The organism is Halalkaliarchaeum sp. AArc-GB, from assembly GCF_031432225.1.
GTDB lineage: Archaea > Halobacteriota > Halobacteria > Halobacteriales > Haloferacaceae > Halalkaliarchaeum.
This window is the reverse complement of the sequence record NZ_JAVKGM010000001.1, coordinates 77,368-98,475: the sequence shown is the minus strand read 5'-3', so window position 1 is coordinate 98,475 and position 21,108 is coordinate 77,368. Positions and strand designations below refer to the sequence as shown.

19 protein-coding genes are annotated in these 21,108 nt (G+C 65.0%); 11 read left to right on the top strand and 8 right to left on the bottom strand.

The window, feature by feature from the left end; translation table 11 throughout:
* The first annotated feature begins 49 nt into the window (after positions 1-49).
* Together cofH and RH858_RS00510 are read left to right on the top strand one after the other, a co-directional pair.
* Entirely contained in the window at positions 50-1,456 is a 1,407-nt protein-coding gene (cofH, locus tag RH858_RS00515) for a 7,8-didemethyl-8-hydroxy-5-deazariboflavin synthase subunit CofH (RefSeq protein WP_259533244.1), read from the top strand.
* Positions 1,456-2,010: a metal-dependent hydrolase gene (locus RH858_RS00510; RefSeq protein WP_259533243.1), complete on the top strand. Its 555-nt coding sequence runs from the start codon at positions 1,456-1,458 to the stop codon at positions 2,008-2,010. The genes cofH and RH858_RS00510 overlap by 1 nt, the downstream gene beginning before the upstream one ends.
* A 45-nt stretch (positions 2,011-2,055) precedes the next feature.
* Here the strand turns inward: RH858_RS00510 and RH858_RS00505 are convergent, their stop codons facing one another.
* The 4 genes from RH858_RS00505 to RH858_RS00490 form a co-directional block, all read right to left on the bottom strand.
* Positions 2,056-3,687, bottom strand: a complete 1,632-nt coding sequence (locus tag RH858_RS00505; protein WP_259533242.1) for a bifunctional N(6)-L-threonylcarbamoyladenine synthase/serine/threonine protein kinase — start codon at positions 3,685-3,687, stop codon at positions 2,056-2,058.
* A gap of 9 nt (positions 3,688-3,696) precedes the next feature.
* Positions 3,697-4,005, bottom strand: a complete 309-nt coding sequence (locus tag RH858_RS00500) for a 30S ribosomal protein S24e (RefSeq protein ID WP_259533241.1) — start codon at positions 4,003-4,005, stop codon at positions 3,697-3,699.
* Between the two features lie 108 nt (positions 4,006-4,113).
* The gene (locus RH858_RS00495; protein ID WP_259533240.1) at positions 4,114-5,136 is read right to left on the bottom strand and encodes a cytochrome d ubiquinol oxidase subunit II; all 1,023 of its coding nucleotides are present in this window, start codon (positions 5,134-5,136) and stop codon (positions 4,114-4,116) included.
* A complete protein-coding gene (locus RH858_RS00490; protein WP_310560925.1) occupies positions 5,136-6,644 on the bottom strand; it encodes a cytochrome ubiquinol oxidase subunit I in 1,509 nt (502 codons plus the stop codon). The genes RH858_RS00495 and RH858_RS00490 overlap by 1 nt, the downstream gene beginning before the upstream one ends.
* A gap of 372 nt (positions 6,645-7,016) precedes the next feature.
* Between RH858_RS00490 and thsA the strand changes: the two genes are divergently transcribed.
* A complete protein-coding gene (gene thsA / locus RH858_RS00485; protein WP_310560924.1) occupies positions 7,017-8,585 on the top strand; it encodes a thermosome subunit alpha in 1,569 nt (522 codons plus the stop codon).
* A gap of 19 nt (positions 8,586-8,604) precedes the next feature.
* Here thsA and icd read toward each other — a convergent pair whose 3' ends face one another.
* Positions 8,605-9,867, bottom strand: a complete 1,263-nt coding sequence (icd, locus tag RH858_RS00480; RefSeq protein WP_310560923.1) for an isocitrate dehydrogenase (NADP(+)) — start codon at positions 9,865-9,867, stop codon at positions 8,605-8,607.
* A 237-nt stretch (positions 9,868-10,104) separates the two neighbouring features.
* On the opposite strand from icd, the gene RH858_RS00475 reads away from it, so the two are divergent.
* The 6 genes from RH858_RS00475 to RH858_RS00450 all read left to right on the top strand — a co-directional run bounded on the left by RH858_RS00475 (position 10,105) and on the right by RH858_RS00450 (position 14,724).
* Entirely contained in the window at positions 10,105-11,016 is a 912-nt protein-coding gene (locus RH858_RS00475) for an isoaspartyl peptidase/L-asparaginase (protein WP_310560922.1), read from the top strand.
* Positions 11,017-11,174: 158 nt separating this feature from the next.
* Positions 11,175-12,080: a type II methionyl aminopeptidase gene (gene map / locus RH858_RS00470; protein WP_310560921.1), complete on the top strand. Its 906-nt coding sequence runs from the start codon at positions 11,175-11,177 to the stop codon at positions 12,078-12,080.
* Between the two features lie 132 nt (positions 12,081-12,212).
* Positions 12,213-13,655: a hypothetical protein gene (locus RH858_RS00465; protein ID WP_310560920.1), complete on the top strand. Its 1,443-nt coding sequence runs from the start codon at positions 12,213-12,215 to the stop codon at positions 13,653-13,655.
* Positions 13,656-13,727: 72 nt separating this feature from the next.
* On the top strand, positions 13,728-13,874 hold the full coding sequence (locus tag RH858_RS00460; RefSeq protein ID WP_310560919.1) for a hypothetical protein: 147 nt from the start codon (positions 13,728-13,730) through the stop codon (positions 13,872-13,874).
* Between the two features lie 16 nt (positions 13,875-13,890).
* Positions 13,891-14,205 carry a hypothetical protein gene (locus RH858_RS00455; protein ID WP_259533232.1) on the top strand — a complete coding sequence of 105 codons (315 nt, stop codon included), beginning with the start codon at positions 13,891-13,893 and terminating at the stop codon, positions 14,203-14,205.
* 66 nt (positions 14,206-14,271) lie between these two features.
* Positions 14,272-14,724, top strand: coding sequence for a hypothetical protein (locus tag RH858_RS00450; RefSeq protein WP_259533231.1), 453 nt, complete (start codon positions 14,272-14,274; stop codon positions 14,722-14,724).
* A 22-nt stretch (positions 14,725-14,746) separates the two neighbouring features.
* Here the strand turns inward: RH858_RS00450 and RH858_RS00445 are convergent, their stop codons facing one another.
* Positions 14,747-17,134 carry a cation-translocating P-type ATPase gene (locus RH858_RS00445; RefSeq protein WP_310560918.1) on the bottom strand — a complete coding sequence of 796 codons (2,388 nt, stop codon included), beginning with the start codon at positions 17,132-17,134 and terminating at the stop codon, positions 14,747-14,749.
* Between the two features lie 431 nt (positions 17,135-17,565).
* Between RH858_RS00445 and asd the strand changes: the two genes are divergently transcribed.
* Together asd and larB are read left to right on the top strand one after the other, a co-directional pair.
* On the top strand, positions 17,566-18,606 hold the full coding sequence (gene asd / locus RH858_RS00440) for an aspartate-semialdehyde dehydrogenase (protein ID WP_310560917.1): 1,041 nt from the start codon (positions 17,566-17,568) through the stop codon (positions 18,604-18,606).
* Between the two features lie 57 nt (positions 18,607-18,663).
* Positions 18,664-19,401: a nickel pincer cofactor biosynthesis protein LarB gene (gene larB, locus RH858_RS00435; protein ID WP_310560916.1), complete on the top strand. Its 738-nt coding sequence runs from the start codon at positions 18,664-18,666 to the stop codon at positions 19,399-19,401.
* A gap of 45 nt (positions 19,402-19,446) precedes the next feature.
* Here the strand turns inward: larB and larE are convergent, their stop codons facing one another.
* Positions 19,447-20,262 (bottom strand): ATP-dependent sacrificial sulfur transferase LarE, encoded by an 816-nt coding sequence (gene larE, locus RH858_RS00430; RefSeq protein WP_259533226.1) that lies wholly within the window; start codon positions 20,260-20,262, stop codon positions 19,447-19,449.
* A gap of 120 nt (positions 20,263-20,382) precedes the next feature.
* Positions 20,383-20,988: an AsnC family transcriptional regulator gene (locus RH858_RS00425; protein WP_259533225.1), complete on the bottom strand. Its 606-nt coding sequence runs from the start codon at positions 20,986-20,988 to the stop codon at positions 20,383-20,385.
* Positions 20,989-21,108 lie beyond the last annotated feature (120 nt).

The window sequence follows — 21,108 nt, the reverse complement described above, 5'->3', positions numbered from 1 at the left end:
CGGGGCCGATGCCGTCGCGTTTTTATCTGTCCGGCGATCATCCAGTCCCATGACTCGCTCGGACGCCGGCCGGTCGACCGCGGGGAACGTCGCGTTCGAACACGTCCCCGAGACCGACCAGTCGTTCGAGAACGCCCTCGCGAAAGCGAGAGACGGGAACCGACTCGACGTCGACGACGCCGTCGAACTCCTCTCGACAGGGACCGACGTTGACGGCATCGATTCGGCGCGCAAGGAACAAGTGCTCCAGGCGGCCGACGCCCGCAGACGGGAGACCGTCGGCGAGGAGGTGACGTTCGTCGCCAACCTCAACAACAACGTCACCACCGCCTGCAACACGAACTGCCTGTTCTGTAACTTCAGGGACACCGCTCACGCCTTCGAGACGGGGTCGGACGTCGACCATCCCGGCTTCACGAAGACGCCCACAGAATCCCGGGAGATCGTCGCCGACGCCGTCGACCGGGGGATCTACGAGGTGTGTTCCGTCTCCGGGCTACACCCCGCGTTCGCGCTGAACGAAACGCACCGCGAGATCCTTTCGGGATTCGACGACCCCGCACGCGAGGTCAACTACAAACCGCCCGAACGGTACGACACCGACCCCGGGACGTATGTCGGACAGCTCCGGGCGATGTCCGTCGACGGCGTCCACGTCCACTCGATGACGCCCGAGGAGGCCTCCCACGCCCGGCGTGGGACCGACTGGTCGTACCGGGAGGTGTACGACACCCTCTCGGAGGCGGGGCTCGATTCCGTCCCGGGGACCGCCGCGGAGATCCTCGTCGACGAGGTCCGGGAGGTCATCTGTCCCGGAAAGATCGACACCCGGGGATGGTTCGACGCGATGGCGGGCGCCGTCGACGCCGGGCTCGACGTGACGGCGACGATGATGTACGGCCACGTGGAAAACGAGAAGCACCGCGCACTCCACCTCCAGCGGATCCGGGAGTTCCAGGACCGCAAGGGCGGGATCACGGAGTTCGTCCCGCTGTCGTTCGTCCACGAGCGAACCCAACTGTACCGCCAGGGGATCGTCGAGGGCGGCCCCAGCGACGCCGAGGACGAGCTCCTGATCGCCGTCTCCAGGCTGTTCCTCGACAACGTCGACAACATCCAGACGTCGTGGGTGAAATACGGCGACGAGAAGGCACTGAAAACGCTGTCCTGCGGAGCGAACGACTTCATGGGGACGATCCTCTCGGAGGAGATCACCCGACGGGCTGGTGGGGAGTTCGGCCAGTATCGGACGGTCGCCGACTACGTCGAGTTGATCTCCTCGGTCGGTCGGACGCCCGTCGAGCGCTCCACCGACTACCGGGCGCGCCGCGCGATCGATCCCGACGATCCGCCGCACGGACCGACGCTCGGCCCGAACGCCGACGGCACCCCGATGCTCGAACCGGACGAGGAGGGCGGGACGACCAGCCCCTCCGGGAGCTCTGTTCGGCCGTGATGGCCCCGACCCACGTCGCCGTCGGCGCGGCGCTCGCGTTGCCGCTCCTCGCGGTCGCACCGGAGCTCGCGGTCGTCGGCGCGCTCGCCGGGATCGCCGGGGGGATCGTTCCCGACCTGGATCTGTTCTCCGGAAAACACCGGAAAACGCTCCACTTTCCGGTCCTCTACTGGGTCGTCGCCGTTCCGGCCCTCGGGGTCGCAACGATCGTTCCCGGTCCGGAGACCGTCTCTGCGGCGCTTTTCTTCCTCTCAGCGGCTGTTCACTCCGTGCTCGACTGGTTTGGGGGTGGAGACGAGCTCCGGCCGTGGGAGGGAAAATCGACCGAAGGCGTCTACGTCCACCTCACCGGTCGATGGCTGACGCCGAAGCGGTGGATCAGATACGACGGTTCCCCGGAAGACCTGGCGCTGTCTGCGGGGGTTGCAGCCCCCGGGCTACTCCTGTACGGCACGCCGATCAGGGAACTCCTCGTGGGCGCGCTGTTCGTCGGAATCGTGTACGCCCTCCTCCGGCGTCGGGTTCCTCGCTACGTCGGACCATACTTCGAGTGACCGACAGCAAAACCGCGGATCGGATACCCAACTCGGGACAGGGAGCTACGGTTCCTCGTCGACCTGGTATCGTCCCCGACCCTCGACGGTTCGGAGCCGGTCGATCACCCGCTGTTCGCCGCCGTCGAGGTAGCCCCCCTCGAACGCCTCCAGGTGGACAGACGCGTCGGAAGCGGTGCCGGCGACGCTGCCCTCGAAGACGTGGAGATCCATCGCGTAGTCCTCGACGTGATCCGTGTAGTAGCCGAGCCCGAAGTCGATGAGGTAGGTTCGCTCGTCGTCGACGCGGACGTTCCGTGGGGTCGGGTCGCCGTGGACGAACCCGGCGCCGTGGAGCCGCGCGAGGTGCTCTCCGACCTGTCGACAGCGTTCGGGATCGAGCCGTTCCGCGAGGTCGGCGTCGCCGACGAACTGGAGCGTGAGCGTCGCCTCCGGGACGTCGACGTCGTACACGAGCGGCGTGGGGACGCCCACCCGCCGCGCATCGCTTGTGAGACGTGCCTCACTCCTGGTGCGAGTCGTCCGGAGCGTCTCGTCGAGTTTCGGGTGGCGGTAGGACTTCCCAACCCGGCGTTTTACGACGCGATCCCCCTCGATCTCGACGATCGCCTCCGCGCCCCGAAGCCGCGTTTCGGGATCAACGACGGCGACGCTCTCTTCTCGACTTCGCCACGTCACCGGCACCTGGTCGGGCCGGAAGTTGGGGTCGACCGACGACTCGGCGATCGGGATCGTGTCGCCGGCGCGGTACATCTTCGCCCCTAGCACCGCGATCATCCCGGCGTTGTCCCGCAGGAACCGCGGTTCCGGGACGGAAAAACCCGCGCCCCGGGCGTCACACATTTCTGCGAGCATCTCCCGAAGCCGGGCGTTCTGTCCGACACCGCCGCCCAACACGAGTTCGTCGCTGCCCGTAAGCGACAGCGCCCGCTCTGAAACCTCCGTTAGCATGGCGAAGACGGTTTCCTGTAGGGAGTAACAGACGTCCTCGACGGGCGTTCCGTCGTCGTATTCGGCCTTCGCGGCGGACATGATGCCCGAAAACGAGAAGTCCATCCCCTTGACAACGTACGGGAGGTCGACGTAGGAGCCGTCCGTTGCGGCTTGCTCGACCTTCGGTCCGCCCGGGTGGGACCATCCCACGTGCCGGGTAAACTTGTCGATCGCGTTGCCGACGCCGGTGTCCATCGTTTCGCCGAGCACCCGATACCGGCCGTCGCGGTAGCCCAGCAGGTGAGCGTTGGCTCCCGAGGCGTTCAGACACACCGGCGAATCGAACCCCGACTGATGCCGGCCGATTTCCAGGTGGGCGACCATGTGGTTGACCCCGACTAGCGGGACGTCCCAGCGTCCGGCGAGGGTTCGGGCCGCGGTGCCGACGGCGCGGAGACACGGGCCGAGCCCAGGCCCGCGGGAGAACGCGACGGCGTCGATCGGCGGTGCGGTTCCCTCGCCGGACCCCGCGTCGGCGGTCCACTCGCGCTCCGCCAGCCGGTCGAGCACGCGGCCGACCACTGTCGGAATCGCGTCGGCGACGTGTTCGGCCGCCTCGCGGGGATGGATACCGCCGCTGTCGGGGACGTAGGCGTCCGACTCCTGTAAAACGGTGTCCGTCTCGGTGTGGTACACCGCCGCGCTCGCACACCAGGCGGTGCCCTCGAGACCGAGAACGAGCATCCGGCGGCGTTACGCCTCTTCGGCAGCCTGCTCGCCGTCGTCGCCGATCTTGTTCCGGTCGAGCATGTATTCCTGTTCGACGTCCTTTGCAATCTCGGGCGAGTCGTACACCTTCGCGTAGCCGACCGTCTTGCGCATGCCGAACTTGGTGGCGAGTTCGTGGACGATGACTTCTGCGGAGTCTTTGTCGAGTTTCGCCGCAAGCGAGTCTCGCACGGACAGTCGCGAGGGCGTCGCGTCGTCGTGTGAGATCTCGAAGCGGACGTCGGTCCGGTGCAACATTGGGTTCTCCTCTTCGGAGATGACGTCGATTTCCATGGTTAGTTGTCCCTATTTCTCCCCGAAAGCAGTAAAAGGATTTCGAAGGACGTCCCGTCCTCCCGGAAGCGACGTCGACGAGTTCGGCTCTGACGTCGACGAGTCGGGTCAATCGTCGCCGACGCCGTATCCTCCCTCGCCGTCCCCGACGTCGACGGGCCCTTCGAACACGCGATAGAGGTACAGGAAGTATCCCACGACGAGCAGGAGAACGGGGAGTCCGAGCACCGTAAGCAGGTTCAGGGGGATCGGGGAAACGACGGCTTCCCTGACCGTAAGCTCTGCAGCCGGGTAGATCGTCGGATACAGCAGGGCTGCAACGAGTCCGACGAGCGAGATCGACAGCCCGGCGGTCGCGGCGAGGAATCCCCGGTACGCCCGCCGACTCGCCAACCCGATCGTCGCGACCCCGAACGCGACCGTCCCGACGACCGGGACGAGCACACCGGGGGTAAAAACGATCCCCCGGAGACCCCGAACGTCGAGCGCGAGCAGAACGCCCAACACGACGACGACGGCACCGAGATAGATCGCGCCGACGAGCCGGCCGTATGCGGCCATCCGATCGCGCAGATCGCCACGGAGTTTCACACCCAGATACGCTGTTCCGGTCGTCGCCGAGAGCGCGACCAGGAGGACGCCCGTCGCCAGGGCCGGGACGCTCGCGGTTCCGGACGCGAACACCCAGCTGCCGACGAGGGTTCCGATCAGGAACGGCGAGATCACGCTCCCGGCGACGAACGCCCGGTCGCAGGCACGCACCCATGCCTCGTCGTCGCGCTCCTCGCGGAGCTTTACGGAAACGCCCCGGAACAGCAACGCGAGGACGATCGCGATCGCGAGCAGGTAGTGTTCGCTCAGGAGTCGGGCGTACACCGGCGGGAACGCTCCCAAAAGGATCGTCCCGAAGCCGACCAGCCAGACCTCGTTCGCCTTCCAGACCGGCCCGAACGCAGCCAGTAGCGTCTCCCGTTCGCGTTCGTCGCGAGCCAGAGGGTAGACGATGCCGATCCCGAAGTCGAAGCCGTCGAGGAACACGTACATCGCGAGGGTGAAGACGACGACCCCGAACCAGAACTCCGGCAGCCAGGGCACGAGATAGCCGTCGGCGAGGAACAGCGGAACCGTCATCACTGATCTCCCCCTTCGGCACCGGAGGAGCCCGGACTGGTTGGCTCAGGTCCAGTCGGGTGCTTCGTGTCGGCCGTAGAGAGGCGTCGCGACTCGGCCGCGACCAGCCGACCGAACGCGTAGAGAGCGATCAGGAACAGGCCACCGAAGACGACGACGAACGCCGCGACGGACAGCGTTGCCTCCCCGCCAGTCAACACCGGCGAGACGCTTTCACCCACGAGCAGTTCGTCCTGCACCATCCACGGCTGGCGTCCGACTTCGGTGGTGTACCACCCCGCGATCATCGCGAGGAACCCCAGCGGCGTCGACAACATCAACGCTTTCAGGAGGCGATCGCTTTCGGAGAGTCGGCCCTGATACCGTCGATACGCACCCCACAGGCCCAGGAAGATGAACCACATCCCGAGCCCGACCATGATGCGGAACGACCAGAACACGATCGCCACCGGTGGGGTGTGTTCGAACTCGTTGAGCCCGATCACCTCCGCACCGGGGTCACCTTCCAGGAGATACGAGACCAACATCGGTACGCTCAACGTATAGAGGTTCTCCGCCCGCGGATCAGTGAATCCCTCCAGCGTCCTGGGGAACGCGATCACGTGGAGTGCCACGCCCTCGTCGGTCTCGTAGTGGGCCTCCATGGCTGCGAACTTCGCGGGCTGGGTGTCCTCGACGTGTTTGGCGTAGGCGTCGCCCTGCAGCGCCTGTACGGGCGCCGAGATCACGAGCACCACCAGCGCGATCGTCACCGCCGTCCGCCAGGCGTCGTCGCCGTCGTGTTTCCACAGGAGGTACGCCCCGACGCCGGCCACCAGCAGCGCGACGGCGATCACCGCAGACAGCTGCATGTGGACGTACATCCACGCCAACCGCGGCGTGACGATCGCGGCGACTGGATCGGTCATCGTCGCGACGTCGCCGGCGAGATCGAATCCCTGGGGCGTCTGCATCCACGCGTTGACGACGATGATCCAGAACGCCGACAGCCACGCCCCGATCGCGACGAGGACCGACGAGGCGACGTACGTCCGGTCGCTCACCCGTTCGCGACCGAACAGCAGCACCCCGAGGAAGACGGCCTCGAGGAAAAACGCCATCTTCGCTTCGAACGCCAGCGGTCCCCCAATCAATTCGCCGGCGAACTCGGCGAAGATCGGAAAATTCGTCCCGAACTGAAAGCTCATCGGGATTCCGGTTGCCGTCCCCATGACGAATCCGAGTGCGAACACCTTCACCCAGAAGTCACGCAACTGGGCGTACCGGTCGCTTCCAGTCTTCACGTCCTTGTAGGTGAAGTAAACGATGAGAGGAGCGAGGCCGACGGAAAGCGACGCGAAGACGATGTGGATCGTGATCGTCCAGGCGAACTGGATCCGGCTCAGAAGTTCCGGATCGCCGCTTAGCACGCCCGGGGCGATGGTCGATGCGAGGGCAGTACAAAGCGACGCGCCTGCGTCGCCGAGGAGCCACGATGCGACTGGGACGAACGCTGGATCGGGATACATTGGTCGGTGTCTGTGAGACCAGGAGCTGTCGGTTAGGTTCGAACTGTTCGGTCTGACCGGTTCGGGCTGTCCTGTCGGGCGGGGGTCGGGTAGTCGAGACGCGAGTCGTTCTCATCTGAATTTGGACAGCAGCCGCGTTAGAAGTTCTGGTGGGAACGCCGAAAGAGATGTGCCGAAATATCGTGCCCCTTTATCTGATCGCTGGCGTGCGGTCGTCCCTGATTCCGCTGGCGTGCGGTCGTCCCCGATTCGTCCACAGCTTCGGGTGATCTGTCTGCCTGTCTATCTATCTGTCTACCCCAGCAGTTCGTAGATTATAGTAACTTATATATAGAACTGCAAACCATCTCTCCGGTGATTATGGGAGCACGCATGCAACAACCCCTGTTCATTCTCTCCGAGGATAGCCAACGAACGACCGGCGCCGCCGCCCAGGAGTCGAACATCCGGGCGGGGAAAGCCGTCGCCAACGCGGTACGCACCACGCTCGGTCCTCGCGGGATGGACAAGATGCTCATCGACTCCTCGGGGACAGTCGTCGTCACGAACGATGGGGCGACGATCCTCGAAGAGATGGACATTGAGCATCCGGCTGCCCAGATGATCGTCGAGGTGTCCGAAACCCAGGAGGAGGAAGTCGGCGACGGAACGACGACGGCGGCGGTACTGACCGGCGAACTGCTCTCCCGCGCCGAGGATCTCCTCGAAGACGACCTCCACCCGACGGTCATCGTCGAAGGGTACTACGAGGCAGCGCGGCTGGCCGAGGATGCGATCGACGAGGCGGTGATCGACGGCAGCGACGGCGGCGATATCGACGACGACCTGCTCGTGTCCGTCGCCGAATCGTCGATGACCGGCAAGGGAACCGGTGACGTCACCGCCGATCGGCTTGCCGAACTCGTCGTTCGCGCGGTTCGGCAGGTGGAGACCGACGACGGCATCGATCGGGAGGACGTCCACGTCCACACCCGAACCGGCGCGAGCTCCTCCGCCTCGGACCTCGTCGAGGGCGTGCTCGTCGACGAGGAGCCCGCAGACGACAACATGCCACGGACGGTCGAAGACGCGACCGTTGCCGTCCTCGATTCGAAACTCGAGGTCCGCGAAAGCGAGATCGACGCGGAGTACACGATCTCGGACGTCGACCAGCTCAACGCCGCAATCGAGGCCGAGGACCGCGAACTCCGGGGCTACGCCGAGGCCCTCTCGGAGGCCGGCGTCGACGTGCTCTTCTGTACGAAGAAGATCGACGACCGCGTCGCGGGCTACCTCGCCGACGCCGGAATCCTCGCGTTCGGGAACGTCAAGTCGAAAGACGGCCGTTCGCTCGCTCGTGCGACCGGAGCGAAACGGCTCGGTACGCTGTCTGACATCGAAGAGAGCGATCTGGGCAGCGCCGAGAACGTCACCGTCGAGCGATACGACGAGGACGACCTCGTCTTCGTCGAAGGCGGTGCGGCGTCGGCGGCGGTGACGCTGTTCCTCCGGGGCGGCACCGAACACGTCGTCGACGAACTCGAGCGCGCGATCACCGATGCCGTCGACGTGACCGTCGCAGCGATCGACAGCGGCGGGGTTGTTCCCGGCGCCGGCGCCACCGAGATCGCGATCAGCGATCACGTCCGGGCCTCTGCGGCGAGCGTCGAGGGTCGCAAACAGCTCGCGATCGAGGCGTTCGCCGACGCCGTCGACGCGCTCCCGCGGACGCTCGCGGAGAACACGGGGCTGGATCCGATCGACGCACTGGTGGATCTCCGTGCTCTCCACGAGTCGGCGGGCTGTGCGGGGCTCATCTCCACCGGCCGAGCCGGCGAGGTCGGCGATCCGATCGAGGCCGGCGTGCTCGATCCGGCGGCGGTAAAGCGGGAAGCCGTCCAGTCGGCCACCGAGGCCGCGACGATGATCCTCCGGATCGACGACGTCATCGCGGCCGAATAAAAGCTCGACCCTCCGTTTTTCAGGCCAGGTCGTGGATTCGCTCGACGACGGCGTCGGCGAACTCGCTGGTCGCGAGCTTCGTTCCGCCCTCGATCTGTCGGTGGAGGTCGTAGGTCACCTGTCCGGAGGCGATGGTTTCCTCGACGGCGTCGCGGACGAGGTCTGCGGCGTCGTTCCAGCCGAGATACTCGAGCATGATCCGTCCCGAGAGGATCATCGCCGTCGGGTTCACCTTGTCCTCGCCGGCGTACTTCGGCGCGGATCCGTGGACCGGCTCCGCGAGACACCGTCCGTGGCCGAAGTTCGCACCCGGGGCGATGCCGAGCCCGCCGATCTGGGCGCCAGCGGCGTCCGAGAGGTAATCGCCGTTGAGGTTCATCGTCGCGATCACGTCGTAGTCGGCGGTACGGGTGAGCAGCTGCTGGAGCATGTTGTCGGCGATGCGATCCTTCACGACGAGCGTCCCGTCGGGGCGTTCGCCGTCGAACCCCTCCCAGAGTTCGTCTTCGGTGATGACGTCGTCGCCGTACTCTTCCTCGGCAACCTCGTACCCCCAGTCGCGGAAGGCACCTTCGGTGAACTTCATGATGTTCCCCTTGTGCACGAGGGTGACGGAGTCGCGGTCGTTCTCGATCGCGTAGTCGATCGCCTCCCGGACGAGGCGCTTGGAGCCGAACTCCGAGATCGGCTTTACCCCGATCCCGACGGGGCCGTCGTGGATGACGTCCTCGACCTCCATCTCGTCTTCGAGGAACTCCCGTACCTCTTCGACCTCGTCGGTGCCGGCCTCCCACTCGATGCCGGCGTAGACGTCCTCGGTGTTCTCCCGGAACGTCACCATATCCATCTCCTCTGGGTCGACGACCGGCGACGGGACGCCCTCGAGATGGTAGGTGGGGCGGACGTTCGCATACAGGTCAAGCCTCTGCCGGAGCGCGACGTTCAACGATCGGAATCCGGCGCCGACCGGAGTCGTGAGCGGGCCCTTAATAGCGACACGGTGATTTCGGATCGCCGTCACGGTATCCTCGGGCAGGTTCTCGTCGTAGCGCTCGCGGGCGGAGGCGCCGGCGTACACGCGCATCCAGGCGATCGAGCGCCCTGTCGCCTCGGCAGCTGCGTCGAGGACCTGCTGGGCTGCCGGGCCGACGTCAGTGCCGATCCCGTCACCGTGGATGATCGGAACGATTGGGTTTTCGGGGACGTCCAGCTCGCCGGTTTCTTTGTCGACAAGCTCGATCGGCTCCCCGTCTTCGGGAACTTCTATTTGCTCGTAGCTCATGAACGTCCGAAGCTTCCGAGGGGGGCCTAAAGTTACTGCCGTTTTCAACGAATGATGACAACACTTGTCGTGTTGATAGTTCACAATACTGGAACGGCACGGCGGTCGGTTCACCCAATTCAAGGCGGAGGCCCCACCCTCAACGAGCGAGTGGCAGGTCATCTGCCCGAGCGCAGTAGGGTGGGGTAGTTGACCGCTTCCCGGGTTCTTAAGGCGACGCCCGGATTTCACCCGGGCATGCGAGTGATCGTTCACGGCGGCGCCGGGAGCACGCCCGATGAACCCGAGGAACGACAGGCGGTACTCGACGAGGCGGCGGCGGTAGGGGCGTCCTCGCCGGAGCCGCTCGACGCCGTCGAGGCGGCCGTTCGGGTGCTCGAATCCGACGAGCGGTTCAACGCCGGCGTCGGGGGAGCTGTACAGGCCGACGGGATCGTCAGGACGGACGCAGGCGTCATGCGATCGGACCGCGAGGTCGGCGCGGCGTGTTCGATGCCGGGGGTCGAACACGCGGTGTCGGTCGCGCGGGTCGTCCTCGAGGCGACCCCCCACGTGCTCGTTTCGGGCGTTCACGCCGTCGATCTCGCGGCGGACTTCGGCGTCGGAACCGAGACGGATCTACTGACTGCCGACAAACGGGAGTCCTACGAGTCCGAGAGTCCACCGGACGGCTCCCCCCGCGACCAACTCGCCTGGCTGGAGTCGCGGTTCGGCGGCGGCGACGACCAGGCCGGCGAACGTGGAGGCGACGGGTCCGACGCGACACAGGCGCCGGATCACGACACGGTCGGCGCCGTGGCCGCCGACGGGGAGACGTTCGCTGCTGCGACCTCGACCGGCGGGCGATCGTACGCACTCGCGGGGCGGGTCGGCGACGTGCCGCAGGTAGGGTCCGGGTTTTACTGTACGTCCGCCGGCGGGGCATCCGCAACTGGGGCAGGGGAGGACATCGCCCGCGTGACCCTCTCGCGACGTGCCGTCGACCTCCTCGAGGAGGGCATCGGTGCCCAGGAGGCGGCCGACCGGGCGATCGAGGAGTTCGAGGAACTCACGGGGTCGGGAGCGGGGATCATCGTCCTCGACGACTCCGCGGCCGGTAGTGCCTTCAACACCGACGGGATGCAAACGAGCGTTGCTGTCGATCGCTGACGCGGCCGGCGCGAGGGTCGTCGGGCGATCGCGATCGCCGTCGGACGATCGCGAGCGCCGTCGGACGATCGCGAGTGTCGTCGGACGATCGCGAGTGTCGTCGGGTGGTCGAATCGCCTCCCGCAACCTCTTTGGCAGCCTCGCCTCAATCCCACGGTATGAGTTACGGAGACCTCGACGAGCACGCCGTCGAATGCTACAGGGAAGCGGGGGATATCCTGGTCGAGACGATGAACGAGGCCCGGGAGATGATCGAACCGGGCGTGACCCACCTCGAGGTCGCCGAGTACGCGGAAGAGCAGATCCGGGAGGCGGGCGCGGGCATCGCATTCCCGGTGAACATAAGCGTCGACGAAGAGGCGTCACACGCCACACCGGGACGCGACGACGACACGACGTTCGGCGAAGAGATGGTCTGTCTCGACATCGGCGTCCACGTCGACGGGTACATCGCCGACGCCGCGGTGACCGTCGACTACACTGGCAACGACGAACTCGTCGAGGCCTCCGAGTCCGCTCTGGAGGCGGCAGTCGACGAGGCCGGTCCCGGCGTTCCCGTCGGCGAGGTCGGTGGAGCAATCGAGGACGTCATCCGGGGGTACGGCTTCACGCCGGTGTTGAACCTCTCGGGCCACGGCGTCGAGCAGTACGACGCTCACACCGGGCCGAACGTCCCGAACCGCGGCGTCGATCGGTCGGTCGAACTCGAACCCGGACAGGCTGTCGCCATCGAACCGTTCGCCACCGACGGACGCGGCAAAGTCGGGGAAGGCGCCACCGAAGAGATTTTCGAACTGGAGCGGGACCGCAGCGTCCGGGACCGCCGCGCCCGTGACGTCCTCGATCAGATTCGAGAGCTCGACGGACTCCCGTTTGCGGCCAGGTGGCTCGAGGGGACCGGCGTCGAGATGGCGCTGCGACGGCTCAAACAGCGAGACGTCGTGAAGGGCTACCCCGTCTTAAAAGAGGACGCCGACTGTCTGGTCAGCCAGGCGGAACACACCCTGCTGATCACCGAAGACGGCTGTGAGGTGACGACAGCGGGGATTCACTCGTTCGACTGACTATCCGAGATTTTCCCGCCTTCGACCGGCTACGGTAGGCAACGAATCGGGGAGCCAGCGTGTCGAATAATCAGACGTGATAACTCGAGCGGTGCTTTTAAGTCAATGATTTCGATTAATTTACACGATAGCATGGGGTGTCCAGGTGGGACCAGGGGACAGTCTGCAGTCGTCGGCTACGTACTCGTCATCGGCCTGTCGCTTGCGGTCGTCGGCGTGGTCGTCGCAGTGGGGGCTGTGGCGATCGCGGACGTGGAGGAGTCCGCCCAGGCGAACCAGGCGGAGTCGGCGATGACGCAGTTCGACTCCAATGCCGCAGAAGTTGCGCTCGGGGAGTCGCCCAGGAAGTCGATCCGACTGGGGCAACACGGGGGAAGCGGCGACGTTCACGTTGAAGAAGACGCCGGAGAGATAACTGTCGAGTGGACCCCCCAAAACGAATCTGACTCAGTGCGGATCGCAGAAGAGACGCTCGGCAAAGTCGTCTACGAGTCGGGCGACAGGACCATCGCTTATCAGGGCGGGGGTGTCTGGCGAGCGGAGAACGGGTGGAGCAAGATGGTGTCTCCTCCAGAATACCACTACCGTGATCAAACGCTAACGTTTCCAATCATAAAAATTGAAGGTGATACGTCAGGAGCGTCGCCTGGCGATCAGTTTACTGTTCGCGAATCCGGGTTCGAGCGTCAATTCCCGAACGATACTCACAGCAATCCTCTCGAGGGTGGACACGTTCACGTCAGGGTCACGAGTGATTACCACCATGGCTGGAAGCAGTTCTTCGAGACGAGAACTGAGGGCAGTGTTACTCACTATCCGGATAACCGAACCGTATGGGTGAATTTGACGGTTCCGTTCGAGGAGTCATTCGAAAACGGCGTGGCGACGACTGCCGACGGACCGAACGCGGTCGACCCCGGCAACGGGGCGGGTAGTGATTTCGAAAATCCAAAAGTTGGAGTTGATCGTCCCTCAGCCAGTCCGGTGATCGAACAACGTATCGATGACTGTGAGGCTGGCGGCTGTGACGATCTCTCCTCGACGGTAACGGGGACGCTCGCAACTGGGACATACTACGCTGACGAGGATGTCAATCTGGATGGGGTTGAATACGACACAACAAGCGGCGATGTCGACATCGTAGTCGATGGTGACGTCGAATTCACTGGGGATTCCCACACGATAACTGGAGACGAAAACGTAACGTTTTATCTCAACGGTAGTATGACGATAGGGGGAAGTACCGAAGTGAACACGGGAGGCAATTCATCAGATCTGATGGTATTAGTACATTCCGAGGGCGGTAATGTGACAACAGCGCACGGAACCCCGAAGTTCACTGGATTACTTTACGCTCCGAACTCGGATCTGGAGATCAAAGGTGGCGGAAGTCCATGGGATGACAACATCGTAGGTGCAGCGGTGGTGAAGTCTGCCAGCGCGAACGGAACAGGTAGCCTCAGGCACGATGTCGACGAAGAGGTTGACCTGCCAATCGAGTTCGACACGATCTCCTATATCACCTATCTCCACGTCACAGAAAACCGAATAGAGGTCACGACCGGCGAGGACTAACTCCCTTCTATCACGCCCGATAATTCGGGGCGGAACTTTTTGTACTAAACGTGGAAACCTTCGAGCGAACAGATGGCAACCGATTCCACACGCCTGGACGTCGACGGCGCGAAGGAGCCCCCCGTCGACAGCTATCTCACGCCGGCGATCGACTTCCTGTTGATCGTGACAGTCACGATTCTCGTGTCGGTCGCCGCCGTCGCACTGATGATTCCCTAGCCCATGGATCGATCGAATGGAGCTTCTGGTTCAGTACGAGCGCGAGCTGTGGATCGCTGCGGTTCTGCTGTACGGGATCGGCGACACCGTCTCGACGCTCGTCGGTCTCTCGTTCGGCGGCGTCGCCGAGGCCGGACCGCTTGCCGCGCCGGCGATGAAGACGTACGGGTACGCCGGACTGCTGGGACTGAAACTCGCCGTCTTTGTCTCCTTCGGCGCGGTCTGGTCGGTCCTGTACACCCCCGCCCGGGTCGCGGTGCCGCTGGCGCTGGCGACGGTCGGCGGGCTGGTCACCGCCTGGAACGCAGTCGTCATCGTGACTGCCGTATAGCTGCCGTCGCTTCTGCCCCGATCTCTCGATCCGCCGGGTTATAAGGAACCGAGGAGAGTCACCGCTATGGAATCGGCACTCGACCGGAACGTCACGCTGCGTCAGGTGCTCGCCCTGTTGCTGGTCGTCGCAGTCGTCAGCCTGGCGTTCGGGATCATCCTGGGGGGACTGGTGGTCACTCCGGATCCGGCCGAGCCTGCTGATCCGCCGTCTCCGGCGGTGTTCTCGGCGGACACACACGCCGACGAGGACCGTATCGTCTACACGTTCGTCCCCGATTCCGAAATACAGCTCCCCTATCGGATTTCGTACGCCGTCTTCGAGAACGGAACCGAAATCCGGCGTGTCGACGAGGCGACGGAGAACCTCTCGGCGGGCGAGCCGCTGGTCGTGGAGACCGACGATCGGGTACCGAGAGCCGAGTACACGATCGAGGTCTCGATCCGCGACGAACACGACCGCACCGTCTACGACGCCCGGATCACCGTCGGGCCGCTCGCAACCGGGGGCGAAGGCTGATCGGGCGACCACGGGAATCCGGCTACGAATCGGCGGGAGAGATCCGGGAGAGCCGAAGGGCGTTGCCGGTGACGGCGACGGTCATACCGGCATCGCCGATCAGCACCGCCGCCCAGACCGGCACCAGTCCGAACGGGACGCCGGCAGCCAGAAGCGCCTTCGCCGCGAGGCTCGACCAGATGTTCTGTCTGATGACGCCGTTCGCACGGTGTGACAGTTCATAGAGGTACGGCAGCCGAGAGAGATCGTCCCCCATGAGTGCGATGTCGGCGGTCTCGATCGCGGTGTCGGTACCGGCCGCGCCCATCGCGATCCCCACGTCTGCCGTCGCAAGCGAGGGGGCGTCGTTGACTCCGTCGCCGACCATCGCGACGCCGCGCCCCGACTGTCCGAGTTCCTCGATCGCCGCGACTTTCCCTGCCGGCAGAAGTCCTGCACGGTACTCGTCGACGCCGACCTCGGCGGCGATCGCACCTGCGGTCCGCTCGTTGTCGCCGGTGAGCATGACGATCCGACCGATCCCGAGCTCCCGGAGCCGGTCGACGGTCGCTTTCGCTTCCGGCCGGAGCTCGTCGGCGACGGCGATCACCCCCTCGAGTTCGTTCTCCGTGCCGACCAGCACGACCGTTTTCCCCTCCGATTGGAGCCGGGGGATCGTGTCCTCGAGCAGGTCGAGACAGTCGTTTCGCTCGCAGGTGCTCCGGCTTTTTGCGGTGACGATCCCGCCGTCGGTGGCGGCGTGGACGTGGCTCAGATCGAACCCGAGTTCCTCGAAGAGCCCGGGCTTGCCGGCGTAATGTCGTCGCTCCCCGACGGTCGCCTCGACGCCTTTGCCGGTGAGGCTCTCGAAGTCGCCGACGGAGGGCCGGTCGATTCCCCGATCGGCGGCGTGTTCGACGATCGCCTCCCCGATGGGATGCTCGGACCGGGACTCGATCCCCCGGGCACACCGGAGGACATCCGCCTCGCTGTTGCCGTTCAGCGGGACGACGTCGGTGACGACCAGCTCCCCTTTCGTGAGGGTGCCGGTCTTGTCGAGCGCGATCGTGTCGATTTCGCCCATCGTCTCGAGGTGGTTGCCTCCCTTGATGAGGACGCCGTTCTTGGCGGCGCTCGTGATCCCGGAGACGACCGAGACGGGCGTCGAGATGACGAACGCGCACGGGCACGCGAGCACCAGAAGCGTCAGCCCGTAGAGGAACCACACCTCCCAGGCCCCCGGGAACGTGTAGCTGTAACCGGCCAGAAGCTCGACGGTCAGCCCGTCGGCGATGAAAAACGGCGGAACGATCGCCGTGAGCACCGCCAGCGCGACCACGATCGGGGTGTAGTAGCCGGCGAACCGGTCGACGAACTGCTCGCGTTCGGTCCGGTTCGCCCGGGCGTCCTCGACCAGCTGGATGATCCGCGAGAGGGTGTTGTCGGCGGCCTCGGCGGTGACTTCGACCTCCAGGTACCCCGACTCGTTGATCGTCCCTGCAAACACCTCGTCGCCGGGCATCTTGTCGACCGGCACTGACTCGCCGGTGATCGGCGCCTGGTTGACGGCACTTTCACCCGCCTGGACGGTGCCGTCCATCGGAATCTTCTCGCCGGGCCGCACGATCGCGACGTCGCCGATCCGGACGTCCTCGACGGGGATCGTCCGTTCCTCGCCGTCCCGCCTGATAGTCGCTTCGTCCGGCGAGAGGTTCAAAAGCTCCCGGAGTGAGCTCCGTGCCCTGTCGATGGAGTACTGTTCGAGCAGTTCCGCCACGCTGAACAGGAACGACAAAAGCGCCGCCTCCAGGTAGAGTCCAGCCCCGAACCCGAAACTGGCGAGCAGCGCGCCGATGATCGCAATCGAGATCAACAGGTCGATGTCGAGGCTCCGGTTTCTGGCGGAGTAGTAGCCGTTCGTGAGGATCGTCTCCCCGGCGGCCGCCGTCGCGACGAGAAAGAGCACGTCGGCGACGAGCAGCTCCCGCCCCAGGAGTACGGCCACTTCCGCGTTGACCCCTGTAAGCAGGAACTCCACCAGGAGTCCGGCGATCGCGAAGATCCCGCTGATCCAGGTTTTTATGGCCCGCTCGCTGTGCCAGACGCTGTCGGGGTCGCCGACGGCGCTTTTGTCCTTACCAGCTCCGGCATCGTCATCCACGTTGGCGGTGGTGTCGGTGACGCCCGGGAGTGGAACAGACGACCCTGCAATCGAGTAGCCCGCCCGTCGGACGGCCGCGGCCAGCTTTGCGGGGGTGAGACGGTCGGGATCGTACCGGACGATCACTTTCCCCGCTGTCGGACGCGTTTCGTACTCGACGATCCCGTCAGTCCGATCGAGCGAGTTTTCCACTTTTCCGGCACACGACGGACAGTCCATCTCCGGGACCGCGAGTTCGAGCCGTTCGGTCCCGCCGGCTTCGTCGCTCATCAATCGGCGCTTGGGGATCGGGGTTTATTAATTGAGCTATTATCGTTTAAGTACTGATTGTTAACATGCCCGGGCAGCTCCGCATTCTCGTCGCTGCAAAAGCGAGATATCGCCCGGAACACTAACGTCCGGTCTCATCTCCGGCGGCGTGCCGCGTCGACCGGGAAACCCTCGTGCCGGGCGGTCCGCTGTGTGCCGCGGACGCGCTGTCGCGTGCCCGGGTTCGTCGCTCTGTCATCGCACCCGTCCGGGTGAACTCGGGCGAGGACTTGAGGCACGCAGCATATGGTAGGGCTCCCGGTGCTTTACTTGTTTTGTCTGTCGGGCTTCCCCGATACCGATCCGCGTTCGTCCCGGCAGGGCGACGCTTCAGACGGCGATTTCGACGCGAACCCGAACCGACTTATGTCCCTGTAGCCCATCCACAGACAATGACTGTACAGGTAGGCATTCTCGGCGCGACCGGCGCGGTCGGACAGCGATTCATCCAGCTTCTCGACGACCACCCGACGTTCGAACTCGCCGCGGTGACCGCGAGTGAAGCCAGCGCGGGCAAGCGGTACGCGGAGGCGGCGAAGTGGCGTGTCGACACCCCGATCCCGGCGGATGTCGCGGAGATGGAGGTCGTCGAAACGATTCCAGAGGCGGTCCCCGACGACGTCGACCTGCTGTTCTCCTCGCTCCCCTCGGGCGTCGCGAGCGAGATCGAGCCGGCGTTCCTCGAGGACGGCTACGTCGTCTCCTCGAACTCCTCGAACGACCGGATGGCCCCGGACGTACCGCTCACGATTCCGGAGATCAATCCGGATCATCTCGGACTGATCGAGGTCCAGCGGGACGAACGTGGCTGGGACGGTGCACTGGTGAAGAACCCGAACTGTTCGACGATCACGATGGTCCCGACCCTGGCAGCACTCGACGAGTTCGGGCTCGAAAGCGTCCACGTCTCGACGCTGCAGGCGGTCTCGGGGGCGGGGTACTCCGGCGTCACCTCGATGGAGATTATCGACAACGCCCTTCCCCACATCGGCGGCGAAGAGGAGAAGATGGAGACGGAATCCCGGAAGCTGCTTGGCTCGTTCGACGGTGCCGAACTCGAGCTTCACGACGCCGACGTCTCCGCCTCCTGCAACCGGATCCCGACGATCGACGGCCACCTCGAGAACGTCTTCGCCGGACTCACGTCGGAACCGGACGCCGAGGAGGTCCGGGCGGCGATGCGATCGCTGCCGGGGATCGACCTCCCCAGCGCCCCCGACCAGTTGATACACGTGTTCGGCGAAGCACAGCCCGACCGGCCCCAACCCCGCCTGGACAGGATGACCGAACGGGGAATGGCGGTCGTCGCCGGCGGCGTGCAGACGACCGCCGACGGGGTGAAGTACAACTGTCTGGCTCACAACACGATCCGCGGCGCGGCAGGCGCGTCGATCCTCAACGGCGAACTGCTAGTCGAAGAGGGCTGGATCTGAACAGTCTCCCCGTCGGCTGGCGGTTAGCTTTTATTAGTTGACGCCCGGAGGGCGTGCATGGATCTACAGGACGTTCTCGAAGACGTCGCCTCGGGTGAGCGAACTGTCGAGGAAGCCCGACGGGCGCTCGATGGTTACACTCGCGTCGACGATTTCGCTCGCCTCGACACCGGTAGGGGAGATCGCGCCGGGATCCCGGAGGTCGTCCTCGGGGACGGAAAGTCGATCGATCAGCTGCGCTCGATTGCGGATTCGTTTCTCGACGAGCAGGGACATGTCGTTTTCACCCGAGTCGACGAGGCGGCAGTCGACACGCTCGAGGCGCTCGCCACCAACGTCGACTGGTATCCGGACTCGCGGGTCCTCGTGCTCCGAACTGCCGCGTACGAACCGCCGGAGCCGGACGGTACGGTCGCGGTGGTCTCCGGCGGGACGTCAGACGTTCCGGTGGCCGAGGAGGCCGCCGTGACGGCCGGCGAGATGGGGTGTACTGTCGAGACGTTCTACGATGTCGGCGTGGCCGGCATCCACCGGATCCTCTCGGAGGCCGAAGCGCTTTCAAACGCCGACGCTGTCGTCGTCGCCGCCGGACGGGAGGGTGCCCTGCCGACCGTCGTCGCCGGGCTCGTCGACAGCCCGGTGATCGGCCTGCCGGTGTCGATCGGATACGGTCACGGCGGGGATGGCGAGGCGGCACTCGCGGGGATGCTGCAGTCCTGTACCGTGCTCTCGACGGTGAACATCGACGCCGGGTTCGTCGCGGGCGCGCAGGCGGCACAGATCGCCAGAACCTGACCGACTCCCTACTTGATCGACTCCCTACTCACTCGGGGAAGCCGATCAGTTCCCGCCACCCGGGCTCACGCTCCCGGTCCGATAGCCTTCGAGGTCCAGGGTGACGGTGTCGAAGCCGGCGTCCCGAACGTGTTCTCTTGCGACCCGTGCGAACGTCGGATCCAGCGCCGCTTCGAGTTCGTCCGCGCAGATTTCGATCCGGGCCATCCCGTCGTGGTCCCGGACGCGGAACTGGGAGAACCCCCACTCGCGCAGGAACTGTTCGGCGCGCTCGATGCGGGAGAGCCGCGCTTCGGTCACTTCCTGTCCGGTCGGGATGCGGGAGGAGAGACAGGCCATCGACGGTTTGTCCGCAACCGACAGGTCGTACGACGAGGCGATGGCGCGAACCTGTGCTTTGGTGACGTCGTGCGCCAGAAGCGGCGAGTACGCCTCCTGTTCCTCGACAGCTTGCAGCCCCGGCCGATGGCCGCCGTCGACGTCGCTGGCGTTGGTGCCGTCACAGACGGTGTCGATTCCTAGCCTCGCTGCGGCGTCGGACAGTTCACCCAACCGCATCGTCCGGCAGTAGTAACACCGCTTGTCGTCGTTTTCGACGAACCGATCGTCGTCCAGCTCGCTGAACGAGACGGTCTCGTGTCGGATTCCGATCTCCCGAGCGACGCGTTTCGCCGACTCGAGCTCCGCCTCCGGGAGCGTTTCGCTTCTGGCGGTCACGGCGACGGCGTCGTCGCCGAGGGCGTCGTGTGCGAGTGCGGCGACGACCGAGGAATCGACGCCGCCACTGAACGCGACAACGATGCCGTCCCTGGAGGCGAGGTCCGCCGTTATCTCCTGGATGATGCCGGCGATGTCAGACATTAGTCGTGGGTACCATGAGCGAGACGACCCTAACACTTTCCCTCCGAGACCACCCTCTCGTCCTCGTCTTCGGGCGGTCTCCGAACTCGACGGATCTCCGGACTCGATGGATCTCCGGACTCAGGCGCCTTCCTTTGCCCCTTCCTGTAGCCGTTCGAACCGTTCCTCGAAGTTCGCCAGACACGAGCCACAACAGAAATGATACAGGGTGCCGTCGATGCGGGCCGACTCTCCCTCGCTCGTGACGGTGTTGCCACATTCGACGCACTCGACGGCCAGTTCGGCGTTCCCCAGCGTGGGCGACCACGACGATCCGGCGAGGAGTTCGACCTCGAGTCCCCTGAGCAGCGTTTCGTCCTCACCGAGCAGCTCCGAAACCAGCGGTCTGACGTCCCCGTCGGAGACGATCGCGACGAACACCAGGTCGCCGGCCGCCGTCAGGAACGCGTGTTCGACCCTGTCGTGGGCTGAAACATCCTCAACCGCCGGGTCCGCTGTCGGGGCGAGTGTCACGGTGATCAGCAGGCGTGCCCCCTCGGTGAGCATCGACCGGTCGAGCGTGACCGTGAACGACTCGAGAACGCCGAGCTCCTGGAGGCGGTCGACGCGGTCGGAGACAGCCGGCGGCGAGAGGCCGACGCGATCTGCGATGTCGCTGTACGGCCGTCGGGCATCCGAAAGCAGCAGTCGGAGGATCTCGCGATCGGTCTCGTCGAGCGTGCGCATGTGTCTCCGTATCTTTCCATCCTCAAGTGCGTTTTGCGTTTGCTTATGGTTCAAAACTTTACTGTCCGTCTCGACACTGGATACGAAAGGAAAACCCACATAGTTCGTGACGGAGTAGTT